Genomic DNA, 25,797 nt, shown 5'->3' on the forward strand with positions numbered 1-25,797 from the left:
CCCCTGTGTGCAGGGTTAATAAATAAGCCAGATTATGTCCCCACCTGATTGCAAGGTGGGGTTTATTTTACGCTTACAAACAATTTCAGAAAGCCGCAGCCGGTTCGTGCTCACTCCAGCACACCGCCCTGGCAACGTGTTTCATGCCAACCCCAATTCCTGCAACTGTCGAGTACAGGGCCGGCTGTTCCGGTCCCAACCACGCAAGGCATAGTATTCCTGCAACATACTGTGAGATTGACCTTCAGGTATTATTTTATCAGAAGTGGAAGCCGAAGTCATGGGTTCCCGGAAAATTCGCAACGGCAGGGTAAAAATTTGATGGCTTCGTGGCCCTGCAGGTCTTTTGTCAGGCCAGCGCAGCCTCCACCCGTGGTGCAGTCATGCGGGCCGCCCTGCCCAGCCAACCGCGCACTTCCATAGCCTCGGCCACCCTCTTGACCGCCACCATGTAGGCAGCCAGGCGCATATCCACATCCCTGCCCAGCTTGCGCATGGCCACCACTTCATGAAAACCGCGCACCATAATTTCCTCAAGACGGCGGTTTACCTCTTCCTCAGTCCAGTAATATCCCATGTTGTTTTGCACCCATTCAAAATAGGAGACCGTAACCCCTCCCGCACTGGCCAGGATATCAGGTATGACAAAAATTCCCTTTTGATTCAATATCCGGTCGCCTTCCGGTGTGGTGGGGCCGTTGGCCGCCTCGGCCACAATCTTTGCCCTGACCTGCCCGGCCACACTGGCGGTAATCTGGTTTTCCAGCGCCGCCGGCACCAGAATATCGCAGTCCAGGGTGAGCAGTTCGGTGGAGGAAATGGGTTTGCTGCCGGGGAAACCCTTTACAGAACCGGTTTTTGTCTTATGGTCACGCAATTTTACCGGGTCCATGCCGGCGGTATTAAAGGCTCCGCCGGTGGAATCCACAACGGCGACAATGCGGCAGCCCATTTCGTGCAGCAGCCGGGCCACAATACTGCCGGCGTTTCCGAAACCCTGTACGGCCACTGTAGCCCCGGCCAGGGGTATCCCCAGCATCTTGGCCGCCTCCCGCACTACAATGGCACACCCCCGGGCGGTGGCTTCGTTGCGGCCCGCCGATCCGCCCACGATCAGCGGCTTGCCGGTAATAACACCAAACTCGTTGTACCCTTTATAGCGGCTGAATTCATCCATCATCCAGGCCATGATCCGGGGATTGGTATACACATCCGGCGCCGGGATATCTTTCTCAGGACCTAAAATCTCTGCAACAGCCCGCACGTAGCCCCGGCTCAACCTCTCCAGTTCGCCGGGCGAGAGTTCTTTGGGATTGCATACCACCCCGCCCTTACCCCCTCCGTAAGGCAGGCCCACCACCGCACATTTGAAGGTCATCCACATGGCCAGCGCCCTTACTTCTTCCAGGGTGACGTCAGGATGAAAACGTATGCCGCCCTTTGCCGGTCCCAGGGCGCTGTTATGCTGAACCCGGTAACCGGTAAAAACGCGAACGGTCCCGTCGTCCATTTCCACCGGAATGACCACGGTGAGCTCCCTTAAAGGCTGCTTTAAAATTTCATATACCGCCGGGTGCAGGCCCAAACGACTCACCGCCCGCTTGATCTCCTGCTGCGCGCTGGCAAAGGGATTTACCCCGGTCATTTTCCTACACCCCCATTTTGCTACATGAATGCTAAGTATACTGTATACATTTATAATTTGTGACAAGCAACAACTGTGCCAATACCAATTTGTTTTCACTATATCGCATCTGGAATTCAGCCGAGTAAGAGAATTAGAGCCGGCGACAATTTGCGGTCATCTGTAACAAAATGAGATCTCAATCTGGGATTTAGACATACGGGGGTGATGGGTATGCTTTCACCGCTGCGGGAGCGCCGGGAAGACATTGAAATACTCATGGAGCATTCTTTAGCCAAATACTGCACTTTACTGGATAAAATTTTATTCTTGTCGGCTTTTGCGTGGTTGACTTCCAAAAAAATTTTTACATTGCGGGAACCTTTTTTCATTGTTCACCGTCATAATTAATAAGTCAAGCGTTGAAATATTAAAAACATTAAATAGTTTAAATGAAAGAGGGAAGACGGATGATGTTGTCTAGATCTAAGCCCGGGTTTAAGTTATTTATCTTCTTACTGCTGGCGATAACCGCAATAATTTTCCTGGTCGCGGGAACGGCCTTTGCCAAAAAGGCCGTCAGGCTCGTGGTAGACGGTAAGGAAATCAGCCCGGACGTCCCGCCCCAGCTAATTGACGGGCGTGCCGTGGCGCCGGTCAGGGAGGTTGCCGAAGCCCTGGGGGCGAAGGTAGCCTGGGATGCCGGAAGCCGGACCGTAAAAGTGGTTACCGGCGATTGGCTTGGGCAGTTGGCCGGGTCCCTTGCCCGGGCCGGAGACGAGTTCAAGCCCGCGCCGGACGTGAAAGGAGAAGTGAAAAAGCTCTGGCGGGTGGGCGAGCACCGTTTTTTACTGGAGCACGTCTGGAATATGGATTACAGTTACTTCCTTTGCGACGCAGAGACGGGCGAAAAAGATTTGATCGTTGGTTTTCTGGAAAGCGCGCGACTCAAAGAGGTCGGGGATGACGAACTTGTCTTCGTCGCCAAAGGAGGCGGTGATTGCGGCGATTACAGCTTCCCCTACCTTTTGCGCTACGATGTGGAAAACAAAAAATTGTCCCGGGAAGAGTTATACCTTACGCGCTCCGTCGCTTTCGGGGCGAGCGGAGCCTGGGAGCACGTTTTTAAAGGCGTAAGCTTAAAAGACGGAGCGGTTGCCTTGGAGCTGGCCGTTGCCCCGGAGCAGGTGCTGGCCGGAGGGCATAAAAGGCCTTTTACTGTCGTTGACCGCCGGCACGACGGTTTAACCGTCCGCATCTACGGCGTGCGTTGTCCAAAAAGCAGCGAGGGCGAGCTCAAACCTGATCACCCGCTAATTGAAAGGATTTCCTGGCGGGCGCTGCCGGCTCAAGAACCGGTCGCAAATGAGGACCTTTTGAAGGAAGATTTTCCCTACGGGGCCGCCCTGAAAAGCGCTGCCGCCATCCAGGGACCCTCCCTATTGGTTGAGATAGATACAAGAGGTGAGCCGGCCTACAACATTGTTACCAGCAGCACCCGGGACCTCAAGCTGATCTATACCGTAAAATTTAAATAGCAGTCCGGTGACGGGAGCGTTCTTAAGCCAGTTGTGCCCGAGCTTAGCCCTGGCTCCGGCGCAGATTGGGATTGGTCGGCCGGATTGTTCACCGGCTGGCACACTGTAATTGCCTCCTTCGTGTTCGCGGTGATTGGTATGCTTAAAAGGCAAGCGCTGTGGATAATTGCCGCCGCTTTTCTCTATACTCCTTTTGCCTGGTATCTCGGGATGACCCCCAGGTTTAGATATTACGCCTGGTTGCTGCCCCTGTTGCCGGTTGGTGCGACGGTTGCCGTCAGGCTGGGGGTAGTTAAACTGGCGTGGATTTTTCTTTACGTGTTATTTGCTTTTACTTTCTGGCTTGCTCTGGTCATTTTTTTTGGGACGTAAACTGAGCGCGCCTTTGGTGCTTTGGTATACAATTTTTTCATTACTTGTGAGGATGGGCGATTTCATGAGGAGAAGGCAAAACTCGTTAAACCAGTGGCTGCTGGCGGCGATCCTTTGCCTGGCGTTCTTGAGCGGGTGCCGGGCCGGCAGCGGGCAGCAGGATGCAGGCGCACCCGGTCCTAAGGAAGTCAGTCCGAAAGGCATTTACCTCGTTGCTTCGCCCCTGGTGGTCAAGCCGGGTGACGAGGTTTCCGTCGCTTTGAAAAGCGACCGTCTGCACGAAATCAAGGCGGAACTGGCGCTGGGTTTGTCCTGCCCGGGGATCGGCCTGGTGAAAAACTACGGCCGGCTGAAAGATAATCACGCCCAGGTAAAAATTCCCCCTGATCTGCCGGCGGGAAACTATTATTTTCTCGCCGCCGACCCGAAATTTCGCGTCAACAGCGGGGTGGGTACTTACGCCTACATTCAAGTGGTGAACCCGGACGTTCTCCCTGCTGATCCCGGGAAAGCGCCCCGGCGGCTGGTTGCCATGGCTGCTCCGTTGTACAGCCGGCCCGAAGCTGCTGCGCCCCCGTACCATACTTTATCTCCGGGGGCGGTGGTGAGGGTGCTGGCGGTAAAAGAGGCGGCCGGGGAACAGTGGTACTGGGCGCAGGTTAACGTTTACGAAACCGGGCGGGAAAGAGTCGGCTGGCTAAAGGCCGCCGCCACCGTGCCGGTTACCCCGGAAAACTACCGCACCGCGCGGGAGGTAAGGCTGCGCCCGGGTGCAAAGTACTACGAGCACGAACGTTTTCGCCGGGGAGACCTGGGTGCTCCCGGAGAGTGGCACCTGGCGGACGAAGTGCTGTGGATAGTGGAGAGGCGGGAGAAGATGGTGCGCCTGCGGCCCTCCGAGGACATTGTGCTGGCCGTGGACGGAGACATCTGGGCCGCGGAAGCGGATCTGGTCTACTTCCGGGGCGATCTTCGCGAAGAGGAGGAGCACTGATGGGAAAGCCCGTCCTCCTCACTGGCCAAAGGAGAACGGGCTTTCTTGCTGCGCATTTTCATTGTTACGTACAATAGCAGCCGTATTTGGGTATAATTATCGCCCTATGGGGCGATGCCCCGCTCGAACCACAACACAGGGCTACAGGTTTTCAGGGGCGGTTTTCCACAAGTTCAGTTTTACCACCGTGGTCAGGGCGGGGTAAATTACTTCTGTTTACCACCAGTTCTTCCTGCTCAAGGTAGCCGGGGAACATTTTCTTCAACGGCAAGGGTGCTGCTTTTTGATCTACTCCCGCGGCCGCATTAACGGGAAGAGGATTACATCCCGGATGGACGGGGAATCGGTCAGCAGCATCACCAGCCGGTCAATGCCGATGCCCAGACCTCCCGCGGGCGGCATGCCGTATTCCAGGGCGGTAATGTAATCCTCGTCCATCATGTGGGCTTCTTCGTCCCCCGCCCGGCGCTTCTCCAGCTGCTTGAGGAAGCGGGCCTTTTGATCGATGGGGTCGTTGAGTTCGGAGAAGGCATTGGCCATCTCCCGGGCGTAAATAAACAGCTCAAAACGGTACGTCAGGGCGGGGTCCTCCGTTTTCTGCTTGGCCAGGGGTGAAATTTCAATGGGGTAGTCCATGATAAAAACGGGCTGGATCAGCTGCGGCTCCACTTTTTCCTCGAACACCTTGTTCAGGACGGTGCCCCAGCTGTCCTTTTCCTCCACCTCCACCCCCAGCTCCCGGGCCGCCCGGCGGGCTCTCTCCCCGTCATCTCGGTACTGGTTAAAGTCCAGCCCGGTATGTTCCTTGACTGCCTCCAGCATGGTCTGCCTTTTCCAGGGCGGCGCAAGATTAATCTCGACCCCCTGGTAGGTGACGGTGGTGGTACCCAGCACCTCGGAGGCCACGGTGGAAATCATTTCTTCGGTCAGGTCCATCATGTCGTGGTAGTCGGCATAGGCCTGGTACAGTTCCAGCATGGTGAACTCCGGGTTGTGCTTGGTGGAAATGCCTTCATTGCGAAAATTCCGGTTTATTTCGTAAACCTTTTCAAACCCGCCCACCAGCAGGCGCTTGAGGTAAAGTTCCGGAGCAATGCGCAGGTAAAGATTCATATCCAGGGCGTTGTGATGGGTAATAAAGGGCCTGGCCGCCGCACCGCCGGCAATGGGGTGCATCATGGGCGTTTCTACTTCCAGGAAACCCCGCCTCTCCAGGAAATTCCGGATGGCGTGGATCACCCGGCTCCGGATGATAAAGGTGTTTTTTACCTCGGGATTGACGATCAGGTCCAGGTAACGCTGGCGGTAACGCAGGTCCACGTCCTTTAAGCCGTGCCATTTTTCCGGCAGGGGGCGCAGGGACTTGGCCAGCAGGGTCAGCTCCTCCACGGCCACGGTGATTTCACCGGTGCGGGTTTTAAAAACCTTGCCCCGCACACCGATGATATCCCCTATGTCCAGCCGCTGGAACAAGTTATAAGTTTCGGCACCCACATCGTTTAGCCGCAGGTAGATCTGAATCTGCCCCGAGCCGTCCCTGAGGTTGCCGAAACTGGCTTTGCCGTGGCCACGCCGGGCCATTAAGCGACCGGCAATACATACCTTTTGCCCCTCGCACTCCTCATAATGTTCGATAATCCAGGCGGCAAGGTGGGTGCGCGGGTAGCGCCCGCCGTAGGGCTCGATCCCCTGTGCCTTGAGTTCCTCCAGTTTTTCCAGGCGCACGCGCAGCAGTTCATGTAAATCTTCCGGCTTGAGTTCTACACTTTCCTTTTCCGTCATGACATTCCTCCGGCGAATCCTGGTCAACGTATATCCACAATCTGGTATTTAAGCAGTCCTGCCGGCACGGAAACTTCGACCACACTCCCCTTGCGCTGGCCCAGAATGGCCTTGCCCACGGGAGACTCGTTAGAAATTTTATGAGCTCCGGGATCGGCCTCCACGGAGCCAACAATGGTATATTCAACTTCGTCGCCAAACTCCAGGTCTTTGAGGCGGACGGTAGAACCAAGGCCTACTTCATCCGTTCCCGTACGCTCATCGTCAATAACCCTGGCGTTACGCAGCATTTGCTCCAGTGTTAAAATACGGCCTTCAATAAAGGCTTGTTCGTTTTTGGCATCCTCGTATTCCGAGTTTTCACTGATATCTCCAAATTCAATGGCCTGCTTAATGCGGGCGGCTACTTCGCGGCGACGGATGGTTTTCAGCTCTTCCAGTTCCTTTTCGAGCTTTTTTAAGCCCTCAAGGGTTAAAATTACTTCCTTTTCCTTCATGTTCCCTCGTCTCCTTTGCATTTCTCTGCCCAGCAGAACCTACTCCCCCAACGACACTGAAAGCACTGCAATGACAAAAACCATTGCAGTGCTCGCGGTACCATTAACCTTTCAACCCATTATAAGGAGGGTTTTTCCCTTTGTCAAGGGGCTACCCCCACCAGTTGCTGCTCCCCCAGCGCGTTAAGGCGGCTTTCGGCCCGGGCACGGATGCGCTCGATTTCCCGGGGATCAATGGCCCGCTCAAAGCTGCGCAAACCGGCCAGCTTGAAGCCGTGTTTTTTGGCCAGGGCACTGATTTCCTCCACCTGTTCAATGGTTATGTCCCGACCCAGGGAAAAATTCTCATACCTTTTTTCCAGGGCTAAAATCATGGTTTCGGACATGCAGGCGTAAGCCGTGCCGGGCGGAAAACCAAAGTTGAAGTTAAAATTAACTTCACCAGGCACCTCCACCACGCCGCCTTCGATCACCAGCACGTCATCCCTCTGTTCGGCCACCTGGCGGCTCACATTGCGGGGGCGGGAAACGTCGCAAACCACGGCCCCCGGCAAAAGGTCTTCGGGCCCGATCAGGGTATCCACCGCGCTGGTGACGGCAATTACCACCTGGGCCGTCCGCAGGGCCTTCTTCACGTCAGAGGTGATGGTCACCGCCAGACCCGTTTCGTAAAGTATTTTTGACGCCACCTGTTCCAGCCTGGATTTATCCCTGGCCACCAGGGTCATCCTGGTGGCCTCCCGGGCCAGCATGAGGGCACAAACCCTGCCGATGGAACCGGTGGCTCCCAGCACCACAATGTGTGCCCGGCGCAAATCGTGCCCCATCAGGCGTGCCGCTTCCTTTGTCCCCTCAATGGCCGTGGCCACTGTATAGCTATTACCAGTGGTCACGGCTATATTCAGGTTTTTGGCCACGGTAATGCCCGCATCCCCCACCACGGAGGTAAAAGCACCCAGGCCGACAATGCCGGCTCCCAGCCTCTCGGCCACCCGCCCCGCCTGAATAATCCGTTCCAGCACAAAATCCTCCGGCAATTCCACCATCTGCCGGGCAGTAAGGGGGCAGGCCACAAACCAGCCTTCCGCTTCCCCGTAAGGGGTTTTCACACCGGTAATATGGGACACCCTCATGGGAGGCACCAACCGGAAGGCGCTTTCCACCCAGCGCTCGGGAAGGTAGCGGGTGAAGGGAAACTTCCTGGCCACATCCCGGACATCAAGGGGGTGGATGATAAAAGCAAATTTTTCCACAGGACTCACCTCTAACCGTTTTACGGCAGACTTAAAGCCTAACTGCCCGGATTAGTTCCACAATTTCGTCGGGATTGACATATTTGTCTTCCTGTATGGGCGATTCACCAATTTCGTACCCCAGAACGGGCTTATCCAGCACCGCTTCAATAATTTTAATTCTTTTGCTGGACCCGATGACCACTACCTGGTCAAAGGCATGCACCCCGGCTATTAAATCCATCATGGTATTAACCAGCTCAAGACCGTTTTTGCTCCGCACAAAGTCCCACCGTTCAGCTTCGGTCATGAGGAGCACGAAATCCACCCCTTCTTTAACCAGGGCGGACTGGAGCTCTTCTTTGTTCTTGACGGGAAAACCAACCACGGCAATCCGCTTGCCTTTGCGGACCTCGCCCAGGCTCTCCAGGCGGCTCACCAGTGTGCGATCCACGCCCAAACGGCCGGCCACTTCCGCCTGGGATAAGCCTTTAGCCCGCAGCTCAAGCATCCTGGAAACGTACTGGTCGATGCGGCGCCGGCTGATGATCTTTTCGCCAATGCGGATGAGATCCAAGGAAAATTACACCATCCATTATATCCCGAAAGGGGATGAAAAATGTGCACACTTTTGTGTACATTATTGTAGCAGGGCTTACCAGAAAAGGCAAGGCATAAAACATTTACACACAAAAAACGGCCGGTGCACCGGTACCAGCACACCGCCTGCCGCAAGCGATTATAATTTATAATGCATCCATGAGGATTCCCGTTAAAATATCCTTCATTTCCTGGACCGAACCGGCCTGATTTATTTTCTCCCGCAGCCGGGCGGCGCCCCGCAGCCCCTTCAGGTACCAGGCCGCGTGCTTGCGCATTTCCAGCACCCCGATGTGCTCTCCCTTTAGCGCTACCAGGAGATCGAGGTGCCGCAGGGCGGTGCGGATCTTTTCCTCCCAGGTGGGTTCGAGCAGGAGCTCACCGGTGGCCAGGTAATGCACCGTGCGGGAAAAAATCCAGGGGTTGCCCATGGAGGCCCGCCCGATCATTACGCCGTCGCAGCCCGTCTCCTCCAGCATCCGCCTGGCATCCAGGGGCGTGCGCACATCCCCGTTGCCAATCACCGGGATGCCCACCGCCTCCTTTACCCGGCGAATAATGTCCCAGTCGGCCTGCCCGCTGTAGAACTGGGCCCGGGTACGCCCGTGAACGGTTACCGCCGCAGCCCCGGCCGCTTCCACCAGGCGGGCCAGCTCAACGGCGTTAACGTGATCATCATCCCAACCCTTGCGCATTTTGACCGTGACCGGCACCTTTACCCGGGCCGCCACCCGGGACACAATCTCGGCGGCCAGTTCCGGGTTCTTCATCAGGGCCGCCCCTTCGCCGTTTTTAACGATTTTCGGCGTGGGGCAGCCCATGTTGATGTCTATGATATCGGCGCCCTCGCCGGCCACAATTTCCGCCGCCCGGGCCATGTAGTCGGGGTTGGAACCGAAGACCTGCACGGCCAGGGGGCCTTTCTCGCCCCCGTGCTCGAGAATGATCCGGGTGCGGGGATTGCCGTAGATTAAAGCCTGGTCGCTGATCATCTCCGTGAAGACCAGGCCGCAGCCGGCCTCCCGGGCCAGGATGCGGTAGGCCCGGTCGGTAACCCCGGCCATGGGGGCGGCAATTACCGGATTGGCCAGTTCGACGTTACCGATCAATAACTTCATGGTCATCTCACCGCCGGCAAATTGCGTTCATAAATCAAGCGCAGGCCCTTCAGGGTTAACAGGGGATCTACCCGGTCGATGGTGCGGGACTCCCGGGCAATAAGTTCGGCCAGGCCGCCGGTGGCCAGCACGGTGGGGTTTCCCCCCAGCTCATCCTTCATCCGGCGCACAATTTCATCCACCTGACCCACAAAGCCAAAGACGATCCCCGCCTGCATGCTGCTGACGGTGTTCTTGCCAATCACTGCCGGCGGCCTGACCAGCTCAACCCGGGGCAGCTTGGCGGCCCGGGCGAAGAGGGCCTCGGTGGAAATGCCGATACCAGGGGCAATGGCACCGCCCAGGTATTCTCCCCTGGCCGATATGGCATCAAAGGTGGTGGCCGTACCAAAATCAACAATGATCAACGGGCCGCCGTAAAGCTCGTACCCCGCCACCGCATTGACAATGCGGTCGGCACCCACCTCCCGGGGGTTATCATATTTAATGGCCAGGCCCGTCTTGATCCCGGGCCCCACCACCAGGGGTTTGACGCCAAAATATTTCTCGCTCATCTGTTCCAGGGCCAGCATTAAGGGCGGTACCACTGAAGAGATTACCAGGGCCTTGATGTCCCGGCGGGAAATGCCCGCATAATCGAAGAGATCCCGGAGTAACATACCGTATTCATCGGCGGTACGGTGGGGGTTTGTGGACAGCCGCCAGTGCTCCAGCAATTCCTGGCCTTTATATACCCCCAGAACAATATTTGTATTCCCCACGTCAAATACCAGGATCATCGTATCCACTCCTTTTCAGAGTAATTCTATCAAAGGGGTACAGGCGGTGCAACAAAATGTACATTGTATAAGAGGTCCTGGAACCGATCCGGCCTTCACTGGCACTGGAGCAAAAATTATGATATTATCAGATAATAATTAAGCAAGATTTCCGGAGGTAGAGGCAATGAATGAACGCATTCCCCGCATGAAGGCGGATATATTAAAAGCCCTGGCCCACCCCACCCGGGTGAGCATTCTGGAATGCCTGCGGCAGGGAGAACGGTGCGTCTGTGAAATCATCGAAGAGCTGGATATGGAGCAGTCCAACGTATCCCAGCACCTGGCGGTACTGAAAAAGCTGGACATTGTTGATTCCCGCAAAGAAGGGCTGCGGGTGAATTACCGGGTAAAGTACCCGGAAGTATTTCAAATTCTTGACCTTTTGGACGGCGTGCTGGTCTCACAGGTGGAGGATACCATGTCCACCTTAAAGAGCCTGCGCAAAAAAGAGCTGAAAAAATAGCCGTCAACCAGTGTTGTTGACAAAGTTGACAAAAGTCGTTAATAGCCTTAAAATTTAAGGAAAGTAACGGTTTTTGTCCTGAGGTGTCTTTTGTTGAAGGAACAGGTCCTGGAAATGCTGGTAAAAGGATACCCTGATTTCGTCTCCGGGGAGGCTATCTGCCAGAGCCTGGGGGTTTCCCGCACGGCGGTATGGAAGCACATCCAGGCTTTGCGGGGGGCGGGTTATGACATTGAGGCCGTGCCCCACGCCGGCTACCGCCTGGTAAACATTCCGGACCGCCTTTATCCCGCGGAAATCACCCGGGGGCTGCAAACTGCCTTTCTGGGACGCAACGTTTATCATTACGACCAGGTGGAGTCCACCAACAGCACGGCCCGGGAACTGGCCGCCCGCGGGGTCCCCAACGGCACCCTGGTGGTGGCCGAGGAACAAACCGGGGGCCGGGGACGTATGGGCCGGGGCTGGTTCTCCCCCCACGGCCGGGGAATCTGGTGTTCCGTGATCTTGCACCCCGCGGTGAACCCCATGGACGCCCCTCCCCTGACCATGCTGGCAGCCGTGGCCGTGGCCCGGGCACTGCGCCGGGCCGCGGGAGTTGAGGCGGGAATCAAGTGGCCCAACGACCTGCTGGTGGGGGAGAAAAAAATATGCGGCATTTTAACCGAACTCTCCGCCGAAATGGAGCGGATCAATTATTTAATCATCGGCATGGGCATCAACGTCAATATTGACCGCCATGAGTTCCCCCCGGAGCTGCGGGAAATCGCCACCTCGGTGCAGATAGAAAGGGGGCGGCGGGTTTCCCGGGTGCCTTTGCTGCAAAACCTGCTGGCCGAGCTGGAATACTGGTACAGGCTCTGGGAAAAAGAGGGGTTTGCCCCGGTGCTGGCCTGCTGGAAGGAGCTAAACGTTACCCTGCACCGGCCGGTCAGGGTGTTCACCCAGAGGGAAACCTGGGAAGGGTGGGCCGAGGATGTGGATGCCGACGGCTCGCTGGTACTGCGCCTGCCCGGCGGCGAATACAAAAGGGTGGTCAGCGGGGAGGTGAGCCTGCGGGCCAGGTAGAACAAATGAGGCTGTCATCGTCGTCATGAAAGACGCTCCATTTGATGCTCCTTCAGGGGAAGTATTGTGACTTTTTGGTTAACCAGTAAATATCCTGAAGTTAACTATTTCGCTCCGGGCATCCCTGCCCCGCCTCCGGTCTCGTTAAGTTTGCCCAGCACTCAACAGTTTTGCAAGTGATTGTACAAAATTGTAATGTAAGGAGGCATCATTCCATGAAACTATCACCCCGGGATATGATTCTGGCCGCCCTCTTTGCCGCCCTGGCGGCCGTGGCAGCTATGTTGTCCCGCTTCTTCATTACACCTTATGTACCCTTTAGCCTGGTGCCCTTTGTGGTTATGCTGGCCGGCGGGCTTCTGGGTGCCCGGGTGGGGGCTTTGAGCATGCTGATCTACGTGCTGCTGGGCCTTGTCGGCCTGCCGGTTTTTGAGACGGCCCCCTTTGGCGGCCCGGCCTATGTGCTGAAGCCTACCTTCGGCTTCCTTCTGGGCTTTATCGGGGGCGCCTGGGTTACGGGAGCCCTGGCCCCCAAACAAAAGGACCCGGGCGTGGTACCCCTGTTTTTGGCCATGGTCGCCGGCCTGGCGGTAATCTACCTCCTGGGCCTGCCCTACCTCTACGTAATACTGAATTTCTACATGGGCAAAACCTTTTCCGCCCTGCAGGTGATTAAGATAGGATTCCTGCCCTTCATTGGCTTCGACCTGCTCAAGGCCGCACTGGCTGCTGTGCTGGCCCGGCTGGTTTACCGGCGGCTGCACGGCCTGGCCGGTGAAAGCACCGGCCGCGTGAGGTAAAACGTCCCGCTGGGCCTCCGTAGCTTTCAAGCAAAAACAGCAAAACAAGAAAAACAAAGGTTATGGCCGGCCCTTCATGCATCTGAAAACAGGGAAACAAAGACATCAACAAGCTGCGGGTCGAAATGGCTCCCCGCACACCTTTTAAGCTCTGCTATCGCCTCTTCTTTGCTCCTGGGCTTTAGGTACGGCCGCCCGCCGGTCATGGCGTCAAAGGCATCGGCAATGGACAGGATGCGGCATTCCACCGGTATCTCTTCTCCTCTCAGCCCCAGGGGGTATCCCTTCCCGTCCCACCTTTCGTGGTGCTTGAGAATCAAGTCCGCCACCCCGGCGAGGTCGGGGGAGGACAGGGCGATGCGGTAGCCCTTTTCGGGGTGCTGGCGCATGACCTCCCATTCTTCCTCTGTAAGCGGGCCTTTCTTGAATAAGATTTCGTCCGGCACGGCAACCTTGCCCAGGTCATGGACCTGGGCTAAAAGGGCCAGGTCTGCCATCTGCCGGGGAGAAAGCCCCAGTTTCTCGCCCATTTTAAGACACATTTCTTTCAGCCTTTCGGCGTGCCCCGCGGTGAGGTAATCCTTCTCTTTGAGGGCTGCCAGCAGCGCGCCCACGATCTGGTTTCGCGCGCCGGCCCTGTGCACAAGCTTATGGCGGTACATGAGGTCGTCGGCCTTCTTGAAGGTGTCTTCGAGGGATTCGTCCCCGCTCCGGCACGTGGCAAAGCCTGTAGATACGTGCAGGGGCAGCTCGGGGTGTTCTTTGTTGTAGTCACCGATCCGGGAGCGTATCCGGTACACAATATCTTCCCCGGTTTTTTCATCTGTTCCCGGCAGAAGGGCGGCGAACTCATCGCCCCCTATGCGGGCCAGAATATCGGAACGGCGCAGGGAATTTCTCAAAACATCTGCGCAGGCCTTCAACATTTCATCACCCCTGGCGTGACCCAGGGTATCGTTGACCAGTTTCAGGCCGTCCAGATCGGCCACCAGGATGGTTATCGGGTATTCCCGGCTGACAGATAAGCGCCTGAGCTCTTCCTGGAAAAAGGCCCGGTTGTAAAGGCCTGTCAATGGGTCGTGCAGGCTCAAATATTTCAACTGTTCTTCGTAGCGCCTGCGCTCGGTGATATCCAGGGCTGCTTCCACGGCCCCTATAACGTTTCCCTTTTCGTCCTTAACGGGGGAGGCAGTAATACTCCACAGGCGGCCGTCCGGCGAAGCCACCTCCCCTGCGCATACCTGACCGGTCTCCACAGCCTGCACCACCGGGCAGCCCTGGCAGGGAACGCTCCTGCCGTGCCATATTTCGTGGCATTTCGCTCCAAAAAGGTCTCCGGGGCTCCTGCCGACGGATTGGCCGGCCGCGCGGTTGGCCCAGATGATCTGCATGTCCCGGTCTATAAATACAACCAGCTCCGTAAGGCTGTCGAGAATCAGGGACTTTTCTGCCATCAACCTCTGCAGCTCTTCTTCCAGAATCCTGCGCGGGGTGATGTCGGTCAAAAAATGCAGGGTGGCGGGCTGCCCCTCCCACTCGACCACTACGGAGTTTGTTTCCGCCCACTTGATACTCCCGTCCCTGGCTATTACCCTGAACGGAAATGCGTATAAGATGCCTTTATTCTCCAGCAATTCCCTGTAATGTTCCCATACTGCCTCCCTGTCTTCCGGGTGAATGAAGTCAAGGAAATGCCTCAAGACGATCTCTTCCGTTGTGTAGCCTGTATGGACCGCAGCCGCCCGGTTGGCAAATTTGACCACGCCCTCCTGGACCACCACGACGGCTTCGGCGGCGTTTTCCACCACCGCCCTGTATTTCTTTTCCTTATCGCTTATCTCTCGCCGGTACTCTTCCAGCCTGTCCAGCATTTTGCCGATTTCAGCGGAAAGAAGGGAAAGCTCATCCCTTCCCCCCAGAACCGGGAACCCGGAGGAAAGGGGAAACTGGTAGCCCGTGCTGGTTACGGCAGCGGTAAGCTTTGCCAGCCGGGATACGACGGCACGGTTCAGCCAGAACAGGGCCAGGCCGCAGCACAGGACCGCCGCCAGCGCCAGGTAAAGGCTGAAGGCCTTTTCGGCGGACTGGAACACCCTGGCAGCGCGCCTGTCCGAATTAACCTGAAGGATTAAGGCGGTTTTCCCCTGCAGGTCTTTAATGACGGTAAAGCCGGCGCTTTCCTCAGGGGAAATTATCCTGGCGTAGCATGCCTCCCCGTTCTCTAAAGAGCCCGCCGGCTGCAGGACGCGGAAGTCCACGGCCCCCGGCGGGTGAAGGGTGAGGGGCAGGCGGGTAATCTTCGAGAGCTCTTTTAAATGATTATCATTTAAGATACGGCCGAAGATCAGGATCCCACGGGCTGGTCCAGTTCCATCGCTTTTGAGAACGGGCCTGGCGGCCACCAGCACCGCCCCTTCCGGCGTCACCACCAGCCCTTTAAGACCGCCTGCTTTTTGGCGGGCCGGAAGGACAATTTCCCGGGGTAAGGGGACATCTTCTCCCTCTTCCGGATCGTATCCCCTGGCATATACCATCTCTCCCCTTGTATTTATAATTACTGCATAGTTGATTCTCAAAATTTTAAACACGTTATCGACCAGGTTTTTTTCTATATATTCCCGGTTTCTGTCCTTCACGAAGGTGTACGTGTCGTCCCAGGTAGCCCAGTCTTGGGCAGATTTATCCAGCTCCGCCATTTCCCTTTCCAGGGCCTGCAGGGCCCGCTCAATATTCTGCTTAAGATCATCTCTTTCCAGCTCAGCTACAATGTTATTTGCGATCACATGAAAAACCGCAAAAAAAACAAGGGCAAGAATGGCGAAGGCGGCGCATAGGGTGAGGACTATCCTGGTTTTTAAAGACATCCCGGTATCTCCCCCAGGTCCTGGCCGGCAGCCGGGTTCCCGTCACCGCATAAGGGTAAAGCGGCAAGCTTTCAGTGCAGCGGGGGTTATATTCCCCGGCGTGTTTGGTTTATTACTTTACCAAATTAAATGCCGTTACCAATAAAGCTTCAATATCTGGGGAAATTCGACACCTTAGCTCAATTACCTACCAGCCGGGGAAATTTTTTGCGAATACCGGGTGTAGCAGGCGCATCGCGCTCCCCGGGCAGGCGTTCAAAAATTACTGGCTCCGCTTTTACAGCAACCGCAGGCGGGATAAGGTTTCAGTTTGCGGCTCATTTCCCCACCTCCCGCAGGAGTTCGTCCGGGTTCCAGACGCGGCTCTGCATGCACTGCCCCATGCCCATGGTGGTCTTCTGCCCCAGGTTACCGTGCGCTGTGAAAAAAGGCACCCGCCTTGAACCGGAGGGTGCTCTTTTAATCCAAAAAAGGTACTTGCTGCGGCTTCAAAAGTTGCCACTCACCTGCTGCAATGCGCGTGCCTGCACATCCACACGCCGCCGGCCGCTGTATTCGTCCACCCCGGCGTAAACCAGCGCCCCTGTGGGGCAAGCACGCACGCAGGCCGGCACCCCTGCTTCATCCCGGCATTCCCGGTCGCACTTCAGGGCCATGGTGCCGGCGGCGTCGCTGCGGATCACACCGTAAGGACAGACCATCACGCACATCCAGCAGGCGGTGCACTACTGCTCGCCGCCCACATTGGTTACCGTGCCGTCCTCCTGCTGGTGCATGGCCCCGGCAATGCAGGCGTCAATACACGGGGCGTCCTCACAGTGACGGCAGTTCAGAGGTGCCTTTTGCCCGCCCACCTGGTGCACGAAAAATGCGGGTGCGCGGTTTTTCGCCGTTTAACACGGCGCCCAAAAGATTGCCCGCAGTGGAGTGAGCCACGGCACAGGCCAGCTGGCAGGAACGGCAGCCCAGGCACCGGTCGAAGTTAATTAATACTTCTTTTTGCATTTCTATAAAATCTCTGCCTTTTCCGGAACGGTTATGATGATAAAGTCATCACCCCCGATGTGGCCGATGAAATCATTTTTGGCGCCGAACTTTTTTACGACACTGCTCAGGAGAGCGGCGGTAAACAAAATCACCTGGTCACCGCTTTCAAAGCCGTACCTATCGTTATAAGACTTGAAATGGTCCAGGTCCAGGTAGATCACCGCGCAGTCCTCATCTTCCCTGGCCCGCCTGGACAGTTCCTGCTCGATGGCTATATTTCCCGGCAATCCGGTCAGCGGATTGGCGCCCCTGGCCATTTCCAGCCGGATTCTGGTCATGGTATCAAGTAAAGTCTGAACCGATACAACCCCCTTGAACATCTGATTTCTTGTAACAACGATATAGTCGTAGAGCTTGAGCCTGTCCCGGTTCATGGCAACCCGGGAAACTATTTCAATGGGAGTGTCTTCCTCCACCACCAGGGGAGAAGTGTCCATTAGCGATGTTATCGGGCGATCGAAATACAGGGGTACCCCGTACTGCATCCCCAGGTAGCGGTCCAGGCGGTAGCGCATCACCAACCCCACGGGTTTTCCCTCTTCTACCACCACCACTCCATCAAGCAGGTCATTATCTTCCAGTATTTTTTTTACTTCGCGAACCAGGCAGTCTTTGCGGACACTTACGGCGTTTTCCGCGATTTCTCCTACCGGGAAGGCATGCTTCCAGGCCCTGTTGCGCCCGCTGGAGGCCAGCCGGAGCACCTTAACCTCTACAGTCTCATCCAGGTAGGCTTTCGGGAATACCGACCTGCCCAGGAAGTAGCCCTGGCCGTAGTGGGCGCCGATATTGGCAAGGGTGATCAATTCCTCCCCGGTTTCAATGCCCTCGGCAATAATGGCGCAGCCGATTTTTTCGGCAAAGGTTATAAATGTTTCCAGCAGGGCCCTCTTGATAGGGTTAAGGTTGATGTCCCTGACCAGGGACATGTCTATTTTAATGAAGTCGGGCATTATTACTTTTCCCCAATAAAATGCAAATTTCCGGTTAAATTTTCTTTAATCTCCCGGCCTGCCGGCCGTCCACAACCCCTTTACCCCCATCCCTGCCATCCCGTTAAACCTGTTTCGGTAAACAATCCTTTCCATTTTCCCGCTGATATGTTACAATGTAGTCACGGAGGTGACCATAATGGAGTTTGCAAGCGTAAGGGAGTTTAAAACCCACGCCAGCGAATTTATCCGCAGGAAGGAAGCGGTGATGGTTTTTCGGAACGGCAAACCCGCAGGCATATTTATTCCCTGGGAGGATATAAACGTTGATGACGAAGTGCGCCGGGCGGCCCTGAAGGCCCTGGTGGCAAAAGTCGCCAAAGAAAGACAGGAAAAAGGGATAACAGAGGAAGAGGTGCTGGAGGACTTTGCAACTTTCCGGAAAGATCGCCGTGGACGCGAACATCGTGCTTTCGACGCTGATCGGCGGGAAAGCGAGTAAGGTGTTTGTTGAAGCGAAAACTTTAAAGTTTGTTACAACTGCCAGCGTGGTCAATGAGGTCAAGGAGTACATTCCGGTTTTGGCCCCAAAAAAGGGTTTGAGCCGGGAGGTCATGGAAGCGGCCTTTTCCCTGCTGGAGCTGGAAGTTATAAAGAAAGAAACGTATTCTGGACAGAATCCCGGTCGCTACGGACTTAATCGGAAAGAGAGACCCGGAGGACGTAGAACTCGTAGCGTTGGCGCTGGCGTTGAAGTGCCCGGTCTGGTCGAATGACAACGACCTGGTGGAATTAAAACAAATAAAGACTTATACAACCGCTGAAATGTTGTGTATATTGGAAGGTTTCCTGGGTTTTTAAAAACAAGAAATAGACCGGGGGTAAATCCGTTATTTCCGGGACGCTGGGTCGCTTCTTTCCTTTGCGGAGAGAACCAGTTTTAAGCTTTTCATTTTCATGCACCACTGTTTTATTCGTTGGCCGCGTTTTTCATACATCCCGACGCCAGGACCACTGCCGTAAGTATAATAACTAAAACTAACGGACATCTGGCCCTCAAACACCACTTACCCACTGGCTGACTACTGATTTTCCGGTACCGGTTTTGGGTTAGCCAAGAGTACTTGTCTTCACCACTCCGTCGGGTAAAGAAGCCGTGCTACTCGCGAAGGAAGTTGGTGACGTTTTGTTGCGCCGTCCGCATAAGTCGTTGCTTCTCCGGCCTCCAGCCTTACAGCCGTTTTCCCCAGCAGCCGCCCTTCTTTGAAAACGAGCAGCCATCCGGTCTCGTCCCCCCGGCCCTGCGCCCCGCCGGCCAGGGTGCTGACCAGCAAAAGACTGCGGTAGGTGCCGAAACCGGGACGGACCTGCCCTTCTGCCGGCACATTTTCCGCCTTAATTGCCCCCAGCTCCCGCGTGAGGCCCTCTTCGCTTACCAGCCGCGGCTTTTCCTCATCCAGGGATAAGCTCTGAATCTCCTCCCCGCAATGCACTTCCAGCGGCCTACCACCTGCCAGGTGGCCCAAAATCTCCGTCCTGATCACCCTGCCGTTTAAGTCAAGGAAGGCACCACTGCATTTTGCATTTAGGCCGTGTAAAATTTCAGTAGGCACCAGAAGAGGATCAGCCCCCTGAAAAAGAAATGAGACCTCACGCGCCCAAAAAACACCAAAAATCAAGCTAAAGGAGTGTGAGGTCTCATGCTAAATATTCGCCAAATAGTGGGTGCAGTCCTTCTTTTCGTTAAGGGTCTGATTGAATTACTTGGTGGGTGTAAGGACTTCTATGAACTTGAAAAAGGTATCCATGAGCTTTGTCAGAAAGTCTGCAACCAAATACCTGGGCACTGGAACAGCTCGATACCCGCCTGATGAATGAACGTGACCGGAGCACCTGGAGGGTGGTCGGGTTTCGGGATAAAACAGCCATCAGCACCTTTGGGGAATTTCCCTACAAAAGGCGCCTGTACAACAACAAGAAAACCGGGGAAACCAGCTTCTTTTTGGATGAGCTGTTGGGCTGGCCGGAGCGGGCCACGATTACCCCTCGCCTGAAAGAACCCTGTTCCCCGGAGCCGCCCCGTCGGTGGGTTTGTCTGACCACCTGCGGGGTGGATGTCAAGGCCGCTGCCTTGAAGCTAGTGTTTTTGAGCGGTGAGGTCTCATAACGGGAAAAATTTTTGTGGAGATACCTACTAGATCTTGACACGGACCCGGTACTCTATGGACGAACTCAATAGGGTCTTAAAATCCGGCCAATTGACTGACGGTGGCGCCAATAGTAGAATTTGAACCTCATCTGCCTCACTGGGACACTCTCACTGTCAGCTTAGTTAAGTCTGGTGGATTAAATGTAGTGAAGGGAGGGTGGTTGCCATTTCTAAGAAACGCCTGTTTGCTGGGATAGCAGTTTTGGTCCTGGTATTACTAGGTGGTCTTACTTGGCAAGCCCTGTTCACAAGTCGAGATGTATCCCTGACTTACCACAAGCCATACTCTGAGCTAAAAGACGAATTACTGTATGCCCGCATTATCGATATGACCAGTAACGCACACGAGACAGTTGGGCTCATAAGGGACAAAGAGAAGCTCGTTGAAATAGTCAGGGGTTTTGATAAACTCAAAGCAGCCACCAGTAGCGAGGACTCTCCCTCATATAACGGCAAAACCTACGTTATTACTATATGGCGAGAAGGGAATTCCGTAAGTTATGTAGTTAAGGAGGCGAATTCGCAATATTACTACGTTAGCCCCGATTTGAAGCACTGGGAAATGCCTGCAGAATTAGTTAAGTTATTGGAACTTTAGACCAGCAATCCACCACCGCCCGCCCTATTCGCCGCCGGTCACTCATCCCTCCCGGCAAGAGAGACTAGTTCCTCAGCCGCCTGAAAATAGCGTACGAGTAGATCACCGGCGCCAGCCCCATCACACCCACGCACGCGAAAAACACGTACGCGCCTGCGGGCGAACGCACCGGTGCCAGAACGAGACAGATCAGACCGCCCAGCACCCACACTTTGGCCGCGAGGCGGTGGGTGCGCCGCCAGACCTCCGTGCTGGCCATGGTCCAGGGTGTCCGGATGCCGACAAAGAAATTGGGTTGTACCTGTCCCATAACATTGCCAACGGCGACAAAGAGGAGAGCAACGCCGCTTTTAACCAGCAGGCCTATATCCAAGCCGTACCCGAGGGCTGCCGCCGTAGCCGCAGCGTAGATGCCGGCCATAAAGAGCACCAGGCTCCAGCGCAGCAACCGGTAAACACCACCAAAACGGGCGTAATTCTCGCGCCACGGGTCGACCAAGGGCATCACCAGCATCAGCGCGTAAAGGCCACAAGTTAAAAGCGGTGCGAAGAAGGCCCCATAGGCCCGCGAGCCGTAGCGGTCCACCTCGCCCCGGATGTTCCAGTGAACGGGCACCTGCTCCGGAAGCATAGGGTAAAAAAGAAATCCCGCAATAATGAGCCCGGCCAGGATCACCCACAGCGGCCAGTCCGGCTTTAAGGTCTCCCAGGTGAGGGAATAACCTTCCCTCTTATTTTCCTCCCGCACGATTTACCACCTTCCCGTTCATCCCCACCGGCTTTCCGCTTCCTGACCGCCTTACCCGCTTCCTTTCGCCCCTTCCCCTCCATAACCGCCAGAAACCAGGCCGCCGTCTCCTGGAAAACGGTCGTGTTCAGGGAGTAGTAAACGTGCTGGCCCTTCCGGTAGTCCTGCACCAGGTTGGCCTGCTTGAGCACGCCCAGGTGGTGGGAGATGGTCGGCTTGGTCAGGTCGAACCGTCCGGCGATTTCCCCCGCCGTGCGGTCGCCTTCCCGCAGGAGCCGCAGGATTTCCCGCCGCGTTTCGTCCGCCAGCGCTTTAAAAACCAAACTTAACATCATTGTCCACCTGCCAGCCGCGCAAACGGCTATTTATATTTAGATATTTAGAAAAACATCTAACTATCCACCAGCACCAATCTACCATACCGCAGAGACAATTGCAATACTAAGCCTGCCCCGCAGGAGTAGCATTCCGAATTCGGCGGTTCGCGGTTTGTGGTACTTAGGTAAGCGCGTCGGCCTCTCGACCGGCCGCCCTTCTCAACGCGGACGCTCCGGTTAATTAGCACTTCCACCTTTACAAAACAAAATAAACGCCCAGGGGCGCTTTAAATCCTTACAAAATTCCTAATCCCGCCCCGCAAACCGGGATTCCACCCACCGGCAACCGGGGCAAACCCAGACTTGGAGCGGTTCCTCGATGCCGCCCAGGAAGGCCAGAAACCGGGCAGTTCCGCCGGGTCGGATACGCCGACCGCTAAGCCCACCAGGGAAAGGACGCCAAGGGGATGATCAGTAGTAAGAGAGCAATTCTGGTCTCCGGGTCGGCAGGCGCCAGGGCGAATTTCTCCTCTGCCGCCGGGTGCAGCTTTTCTGATCCGGCCACAAGCATCTCTCCTGCCTTCACCACGCTCAAGTGCTGCAGGGGCAGAAGCGCGGCAGACCCAACAGGGCAGCCGCGCCGGCTATGGTGGTGCCGTAAAAAATCGCCGGGCACCCAGCCAGGCGGCAAACTGCCTGAATTCGTCCCGGCTCATGTTCCTTAACCCGCCGGCCAGTTTCCACAGGACATGAGGCGGGGCCGGGGAGCTCGATAAGTTAATAAGTTAAGTGCCTGGCACCGTACTTCTGGAATGGATTACTTAAATGCGCAGGCCTTTTTCCACCTTGTCCAGGTGGTCAAACATGGCCCGGCGGGCGTCCTGATCCCGGCCTTCTTTAATGGCCAGGAAAATGGCCTTGTGCTCGTTTAACAAGCGCTGGGGCGTGCCGGGCGTCATATAAAGCTGCATGCGGGCCGTACGCAGCACTCTCTGCATGGTGCCGGCAATGGTGTTCATCAGTTCCACCAGCAGGGAATTGTGGGTGGCTTCCGCTATGGCATAGTGGAATTTCCAGTCGGCCTTTTCCCCCAGGTCCCCGGCTTTAATATCGGCCTCCATCTGGGCCAGGGCCTCCTCCATCTGGGCCAGCTCCTCCGGGGTATGCCTCAAAGCGGCCAGGCCCGCCGACTCTACCTCCAGTATCTTGCGCAATTCCATCAGTTCTTCCGTGGTGTCCCGGTCCATCATTAACACCAGCGAGAGGACGTTGATCAGAGCCTGGGGTTCCACCCGCCGCACAAAGGTGCCCTCACCCGGCCGTATTTCCAGTATTCCCATGGCTTCCAGGGCACGGAAGGCTTCCCGTACCGCCGAACGGCCCACCTGGAGTTTTTCGGCCAGCTCCTTCTCCGAGATCAGTTTATCCCCGGGATTTAATACACCTTCGGCAATTAATTGCTTCACCTGATCAATTATTTCCTCGTAAATTTTCCTGGGCTTTATTGGTTTTAAGGCATCGTACACGGCCCCCACCTTCCCGCCTTTATCGTTTTCTGAAAGGGTCACTAAACTATCCGGGCGGCGGTTGCCCCCTGTCTGCCCGGTGCAACGGGCGGGCTCCGTCCTTATTCATTTTGTAGTTATTCTACAGGGGCTTCATTTCTCCTACATCCAGGCTGATGTCCAGCGACCGGGCGGAATGGGTAAGCGCACCCAGGGAAATGAAGTCCACTCCCGTGCGGGCAACCTCCACAATGTTCTGCTCGTTAATCCTCCCCGAAGCCTCCAGGTAAGCACGGCCGGCTGCAAGCTCCACCGCCCGGGTCATGGTGGGAATATCCATGTTATCCAGCATGATGATGTCGGCCCCGGCGGCAAGGGCCTCTTCTACTCCGGTCAAATCTTCAACCTCAACTTCCACCTTCATGGTATGGGGTATGTTGGCCCTGGCCAGCTCTACCGCCCGGGTGATGCTCCCGGCCACCTTGATGTGGTTATCCTTGATCAAAACGGCGTCGTACAGACCAAAGCGGTGGTTGAGGGCACCCCCCACCCGCACGGCGTACTTTTCCAGGATGCGCAAACCGGGGGTAGTTTTGCGGGTGTCCACTATTTTGGCCTTGAACTCCCGGATGAGTTCCACCAGCCGGGCGGTATAAGTGGCAATGCCCGACATGCGCTGCAGAAGGTTTAAGGCTACCCGCTCGCCGCTCAAAATGGCCCGGGCCTCCCCCTCCACCCGGGCCAGGAGCTGTCCGGCCTGGACTCTTTCCCCTTCCCGCACCCGAATTTGAAAGGAAATGTGCGGTGAAAGACGGCGGAAAACGGCCCCGGCCACGGGCAGGCCGGCCACCACTCCCGGTTCTTTGGCATGAATAAACCCGATGGTGGTGTAATCCGGTGGTACGATGCTGTTGGTGGTTACATCGCCGGTGCCTATATCCTCCTTGAGCACCCGGTCGATCAGATCTTCTAGAACGATGTTCTGCATGCCTCATCCCCCTTTGAATGAACCGCACCCTGCTTTGGCCGGGCAGTTGAGTTGCAGTCCCTTATTACATCCTTAAAATTATATATGAGCCAAACCTCTTAGCGGCGCAGGATAACATGCTTCAGCCACAAGTCCCGGGGTTGGGGGTAATCCAAACGGTAATGGCCTCCCCGGCTTTCCGTACGGATCAGCGCTGCCTGGGCAACCAGCTGCCCAACCGCAAGCATATTCCACACTTCCATTTCCTCTATGCTCCGGGCCCGGTATCCGGCCAGGTACGACCAATCCTCAAAGAAGGCCAGGGCCTTTTCCAGGCCTTCCGCCGTACGGACGGGCCCCACATATTTCCCCATCACACTTTGTATTTCCTGACGCAAACGAGCTGCATCCACTTCAGGGGAACCGGCCAGTTCATGGCAGGAAAATTCCGGATGTCCATGGCGTCGCGGGGGCAGGCTGTTCACCCGCTCCACAATGCGACCTCCGAAAACCAGGCCGTCCAGCAGGGAATTGCTGGCCAGGCGGTTGGCGCCGTGTACTCCCTGGCAGGCCACCTCGCCGCAGGCGTAGAGCCCCTCAATACTGGTTTCCCCATAAAGGTTGGTTTTTACTCCTCCCATCATGTAGTGGGCCGCCGGAGCCACGGGAATGGGGTCTTTGGTGACATCCAGCCCGTAAGAGGAGCAGGTGCGGCTGATGGTGGGGAAACGCTGCTGGACCATGGCCGGGTCCAGGTGGGAAAGGTCGAGGAAAACCCTGTCTGATGCGGTACTGCCCATCTCCTTGAGCATGGCCCGCACCACCACGTCCCGGGGAGCCAGTTCCGCCAGTTCGTGATAACGGGGCATAAACCGTTCTCCGTAACGGTTCCGCAGGTAAGCACCCTCGCCCCGCACGGCTTCGGAAATAAGAAAGGGAGGTGCTCCCGGCAGGCTCAAGACGGTGGGGTGGAATTGAATGAATTCCATATCCATAACTTCCGCGCCAGCCCGCCAGGCCATGGCAATACCGTCCCCTGTGGCCACCAAGGGATTGGTGCTGTGTTCAAAAAGCTGGCCCAGCCCGCCGGTGGCCAGAACCACCGCCCTGCCCCAGAAGACCTTGAGCTCCCCCGAGGAGCCGTCCAGGGCGAGCACGCCGTAACAGGTGTTATCCTGTACCAGAAGGTCCACCGCAAAATGGTTTTCCCGCACCTCAATATTTGGAGCCAGGCGTGCCTGCCCGGAAAGCACCCGCTGGATTTCCGCCCCCGTGGCATCCCCGGCAGCATGGAGAATGCGCCTCCGGCTGTGGGCCCCTTCCCGGGTAAGGGCCAGTTGACCGTTTTCCCGGTCAAACTGCGCCCCCATCTCGATCAACTCCCGCACCCTGCCGGGGCCCTCATTGACCAGCACACTCACCGCCTCGGGATCACAAAGCCCCGCCCCAGCGGCCAGGGTATCCTTTAGATGCAGGGCCGGAGAATCGGAATGACCCAGGGCGGCGGCAATACCTCCCTGGGCCTTATCGGTGTTGCTATCCTCCATGGTGTACTTGGTCAGCACTACCACCCGCCGGTTGAGACGGCTGGCTGCGTACGCAGTATACAACCCGGCTATACCACTGCCCAGGATTACATAGTCCCAATTTTCCTGGGGCAGCTGCCGGGTATCGAAGTTGACCAGATATCTGCCGGTCAAT

Annotated in this window: 28 protein-coding genes and 2 pseudogenes; 11 read left to right on the forward strand and 19 right to left on the reverse strand. The window is 56.2% G+C overall.

The window, feature by feature from the left end; translation table 11 throughout:
* Positions 1–141: 141 nt before the first annotated feature.
* The gene (locus tag D7024_RS15620) at positions 142–303 is read right to left on the reverse strand and encodes an aldehyde ferredoxin oxidoreductase C-terminal domain-containing protein (protein ID WP_121452206.1); all 162 of its coding nucleotides are present in this window, start codon (positions 301–303) and stop codon (positions 142–144) included.
* A gap of 46 nt (positions 304–349) precedes the next feature.
* Complete coding sequence (locus D7024_RS13240) at positions 350–1,645, reverse strand: Glu/Leu/Phe/Val family dehydrogenase (RefSeq protein ID WP_121452207.1); 1,296 nt, start codon at positions 1,643–1,645, stop codon at positions 350–352.
* A 449-nt stretch (positions 1,646–2,094) separates the two neighbouring features.
* On the opposite strand from D7024_RS13240, the gene D7024_RS13245 reads away from it, so the two are divergent.
* The 3 genes from D7024_RS13245 (at position 2,095) to D7024_RS13255 (ending at position 4,528) form a co-directional block, all read left to right on the forward strand.
* Positions 2,095–3,162 (forward strand): copper amine oxidase N-terminal domain-containing protein, encoded by a 1,068-nt coding sequence (locus D7024_RS13245; RefSeq protein WP_207666937.1) that lies wholly within the window; start codon positions 2,095–2,097, stop codon positions 3,160–3,162.
* A 138-nt stretch (positions 3,163–3,300) separates the two neighbouring features.
* Positions 3,301–3,534, forward strand: coding sequence for a hypothetical protein (locus D7024_RS13250; protein ID WP_125185658.1), 234 nt, complete (start codon positions 3,301–3,303; stop codon positions 3,532–3,534).
* Positions 3,535–3,598: 64 nt separating this feature from the next.
* On the forward strand, positions 3,599–4,528 hold the full coding sequence (locus tag D7024_RS13255) for a hypothetical protein (protein ID WP_121452209.1): 930 nt from the start codon (positions 3,599–3,601) through the stop codon (positions 4,526–4,528).
* A 288-nt stretch (positions 4,529–4,816) separates the two neighbouring features.
* On the opposite strand, the gene lysS is transcribed toward D7024_RS13255, so the two are convergent.
* The 6 genes from lysS to D7024_RS13285 all read right to left on the reverse strand — a co-directional run bounded on the left by lysS (position 4,817) and on the right by D7024_RS13285 (position 10,536).
* Positions 4,817–6,310, reverse strand: a complete 1,494-nt coding sequence (gene lysS / locus D7024_RS13260) for a lysine--tRNA ligase (protein ID WP_121452210.1) — start codon at positions 6,308–6,310, stop codon at positions 4,817–4,819.
* A gap of 23 nt (positions 6,311–6,333) precedes the next feature.
* Positions 6,334–6,807 carry a transcription elongation factor GreA gene (gene greA, locus D7024_RS13265; protein WP_121452211.1) on the reverse strand — a complete coding sequence of 158 codons (474 nt, stop codon included), beginning with the start codon at positions 6,805–6,807 and terminating at the stop codon, positions 6,334–6,336.
* Between the two features lie 143 nt (positions 6,808–6,950).
* Positions 6,951–8,060 carry an SDR family NAD(P)-dependent oxidoreductase gene (locus D7024_RS13270; RefSeq protein WP_121452212.1) on the reverse strand — a complete coding sequence of 370 codons (1,110 nt, stop codon included), beginning with the start codon at positions 8,058–8,060 and terminating at the stop codon, positions 6,951–6,953.
* Positions 8,061–8,091: 31 nt separating this feature from the next.
* Positions 8,092–8,616: a helix-turn-helix domain-containing protein gene (locus D7024_RS13275; protein ID WP_121452213.1), complete on the reverse strand. Its 525-nt coding sequence runs from the start codon at positions 8,614–8,616 to the stop codon at positions 8,092–8,094.
* A 169-nt stretch (positions 8,617–8,785) separates the two neighbouring features.
* A complete protein-coding gene (dusB, locus tag D7024_RS13280) occupies positions 8,786–9,763 on the reverse strand; it encodes a tRNA dihydrouridine synthase DusB (protein ID WP_121452214.1) in 978 nt (325 codons plus the stop codon).
* Positions 9,760–10,536 (reverse strand): type III pantothenate kinase, encoded by a 777-nt coding sequence (locus tag D7024_RS13285; RefSeq protein WP_121452215.1) that lies wholly within the window; start codon positions 10,534–10,536, stop codon positions 9,760–9,762. The genes dusB and D7024_RS13285 overlap by 4 nt, the downstream gene beginning before the upstream one ends.
* Positions 10,537–10,702: 166 nt before the next feature.
* On the opposite strand from D7024_RS13285, the gene D7024_RS13290 reads away from it, so the two are divergent.
* The 3 genes from D7024_RS13290 to D7024_RS13300 all read left to right on the forward strand — a co-directional run bounded on the left by D7024_RS13290 (position 10,703) and on the right by D7024_RS13300 (position 12,909).
* Positions 10,703–11,041, forward strand: a complete 339-nt coding sequence (locus tag D7024_RS13290) for an ArsR/SmtB family transcription factor (RefSeq protein WP_013824197.1) — start codon at positions 10,703–10,705, stop codon at positions 11,039–11,041.
* A 93-nt stretch (positions 11,042–11,134) separates the two neighbouring features.
* The gene (locus D7024_RS13295) at positions 11,135–12,109 is read left to right on the forward strand and encodes a biotin--[acetyl-CoA-carboxylase] ligase (RefSeq protein WP_243113787.1); all 975 of its coding nucleotides are present in this window, start codon (positions 11,135–11,137) and stop codon (positions 12,107–12,109) included.
* 215 nt (positions 12,110–12,324) lie between these two features.
* Positions 12,325–12,909, forward strand: coding sequence for a biotin transporter BioY (locus D7024_RS13300; RefSeq protein WP_121452217.1), 585 nt, complete (start codon positions 12,325–12,327; stop codon positions 12,907–12,909).
* Between the two features lie 74 nt (positions 12,910–12,983).
* Here D7024_RS13300 and D7024_RS13305 read toward each other — a convergent pair whose 3' ends face one another.
* The 4 genes and pseudogenes from D7024_RS13305 to D7024_RS13315 all read right to left on the reverse strand — a co-directional run bounded on the left by D7024_RS13305 (position 12,984) and on the right by D7024_RS13315 (position 17,773).
* On the reverse strand, positions 12,984–15,773 hold the full coding sequence (locus D7024_RS13305) for a CHASE4 domain-containing protein (protein ID WP_121452218.1): 2,790 nt from the start codon (positions 15,771–15,773) through the stop codon (positions 12,984–12,986).
* Positions 15,774–16,261: 488 nt separating this feature from the next.
* Positions 16,262–16,636, reverse strand: a pseudogene (locus D7024_RS15245) (4Fe-4S dicluster domain-containing protein).
* Positions 16,587–16,778, reverse strand: a complete 192-nt coding sequence (locus D7024_RS15250; protein WP_243113788.1) for a 4Fe-4S dicluster domain-containing protein — start codon at positions 16,776–16,778, stop codon at positions 16,587–16,589. Before D7024_RS15250 ends, D7024_RS15245 begins: the two are co-directional and overlap by 50 nt.
* A gap of 2 nt (positions 16,779–16,780) precedes the next feature.
* Complete coding sequence (locus tag D7024_RS13315) at positions 16,781–17,773, reverse strand: diguanylate cyclase (protein ID WP_243113789.1); 993 nt, start codon at positions 17,771–17,773, stop codon at positions 16,781–16,783.
* A 178-nt stretch (positions 17,774–17,951) separates the two neighbouring features.
* Here D7024_RS13315 and D7024_RS13320 point away from each other — a divergent pair, with 178 nt between their 5' ends.
* Genes D7024_RS13320 through D7024_RS15460 form a run of 3 tightly spaced genes read left to right on the forward strand, consistent with a single transcriptional unit; the run spans position 17,952 to position 18,613 of the window.
* Complete coding sequence (locus D7024_RS13320; RefSeq protein ID WP_121452219.1) at positions 17,952–18,254, forward strand: hypothetical protein; 303 nt, start codon at positions 17,952–17,954, stop codon at positions 18,252–18,254.
* On the forward strand, positions 18,220–18,528 hold the full coding sequence (locus D7024_RS15455) for a PIN domain-containing protein (protein ID WP_279221012.1): 309 nt from the start codon (positions 18,220–18,222) through the stop codon (positions 18,526–18,528). The genes D7024_RS13320 and D7024_RS15455 overlap by 35 nt, the downstream gene beginning before the upstream one ends.
* On the forward strand, positions 18,452–18,613 hold the full coding sequence (locus tag D7024_RS15460; protein ID WP_279221023.1) for a PIN domain-containing protein: 162 nt from the start codon (positions 18,452–18,454) through the stop codon (positions 18,611–18,613). Before D7024_RS15455 ends, D7024_RS15460 begins: the two co-directional genes overlap by 77 nt.
* Before the next feature lie 269 nt (positions 18,614–18,882).
* Here the strand turns inward: D7024_RS15460 and D7024_RS13330 are convergent, their stop codons facing one another.
* Positions 18,883–19,365: a hypothetical protein gene (locus D7024_RS13330; protein ID WP_121452220.1), complete on the reverse strand. Its 483-nt coding sequence runs from the start codon at positions 19,363–19,365 to the stop codon at positions 18,883–18,885.
* Positions 19,366–19,452: 87 nt separating this feature from the next.
* Here D7024_RS13330 and D7024_RS13335 point away from each other — a divergent pair.
* A pseudogene (locus tag D7024_RS13335) lies at positions 19,453–19,811 on the forward strand (UPF0236 family transposase-like protein); the annotation flags it as partial.
* A 307-nt stretch (positions 19,812–20,118) separates the two neighbouring features.
* Complete coding sequence (locus D7024_RS13340; RefSeq protein WP_121452221.1) at positions 20,119–20,559, forward strand: hypothetical protein; 441 nt, start codon at positions 20,119–20,121, stop codon at positions 20,557–20,559.
* A 64-nt stretch (positions 20,560–20,623) separates the two neighbouring features.
* Here the strand turns inward: D7024_RS13340 and D7024_RS13345 are convergent, their stop codons facing one another.
* The 6 genes from D7024_RS13345 to nadB all read right to left on the reverse strand — a co-directional run bounded on the left by D7024_RS13345 (position 20,624) and on the right by nadB (position 25,796).
* Positions 20,624–21,307 carry an SdpI family protein gene (locus D7024_RS13345; RefSeq protein WP_121452222.1) on the reverse strand — a complete coding sequence of 228 codons (684 nt, stop codon included), beginning with the start codon at positions 21,305–21,307 and terminating at the stop codon, positions 20,624–20,626.
* Entirely contained in the window at positions 21,256–21,642 is a 387-nt protein-coding gene (locus D7024_RS15525) for an autorepressor SdpR family transcription factor (RefSeq protein WP_121452223.1), read from the reverse strand. The genes D7024_RS13345 and D7024_RS15525 overlap by 52 nt, the downstream gene beginning before the upstream one ends.
* Before the next feature lie 418 nt (positions 21,643–22,060).
* Entirely contained in the window at positions 22,061–22,189 is a 129-nt protein-coding gene (locus D7024_RS15465; RefSeq protein ID WP_279221013.1) for a hypothetical protein, read from the reverse strand.
* 256 nt (positions 22,190–22,445) lie between these two features.
* Positions 22,446–23,150: a FadR/GntR family transcriptional regulator gene (locus tag D7024_RS13355; protein WP_013824221.1), complete on the reverse strand. Its 705-nt coding sequence runs from the start codon at positions 23,148–23,150 to the stop codon at positions 22,446–22,448.
* Positions 23,151–23,271: 121 nt separating this feature from the next.
* Positions 23,272–24,117: a carboxylating nicotinate-nucleotide diphosphorylase gene (gene nadC / locus D7024_RS13360; RefSeq protein ID WP_013824222.1), complete on the reverse strand. Its 846-nt coding sequence runs from the start codon at positions 24,115–24,117 to the stop codon at positions 23,272–23,274.
* 98 nt (positions 24,118–24,215) lie between these two features.
* On the reverse strand, positions 24,216–25,796 hold the full coding sequence (gene nadB / locus D7024_RS13365) for an L-aspartate oxidase (RefSeq protein WP_121452224.1): 1,581 nt from the start codon (positions 25,794–25,796) through the stop codon (positions 24,216–24,218).
* Position 25,797 lies beyond the last annotated feature (1 nt).

The sequence above is a fragment of the Desulfofundulus salinus genome, from assembly GCF_003627965.1.
GTDB classification, from domain to species: Bacteria; Bacillota; Desulfotomaculia; order Desulfotomaculales; family Desulfovirgulaceae; genus Desulfofundulus; species Desulfofundulus salinus.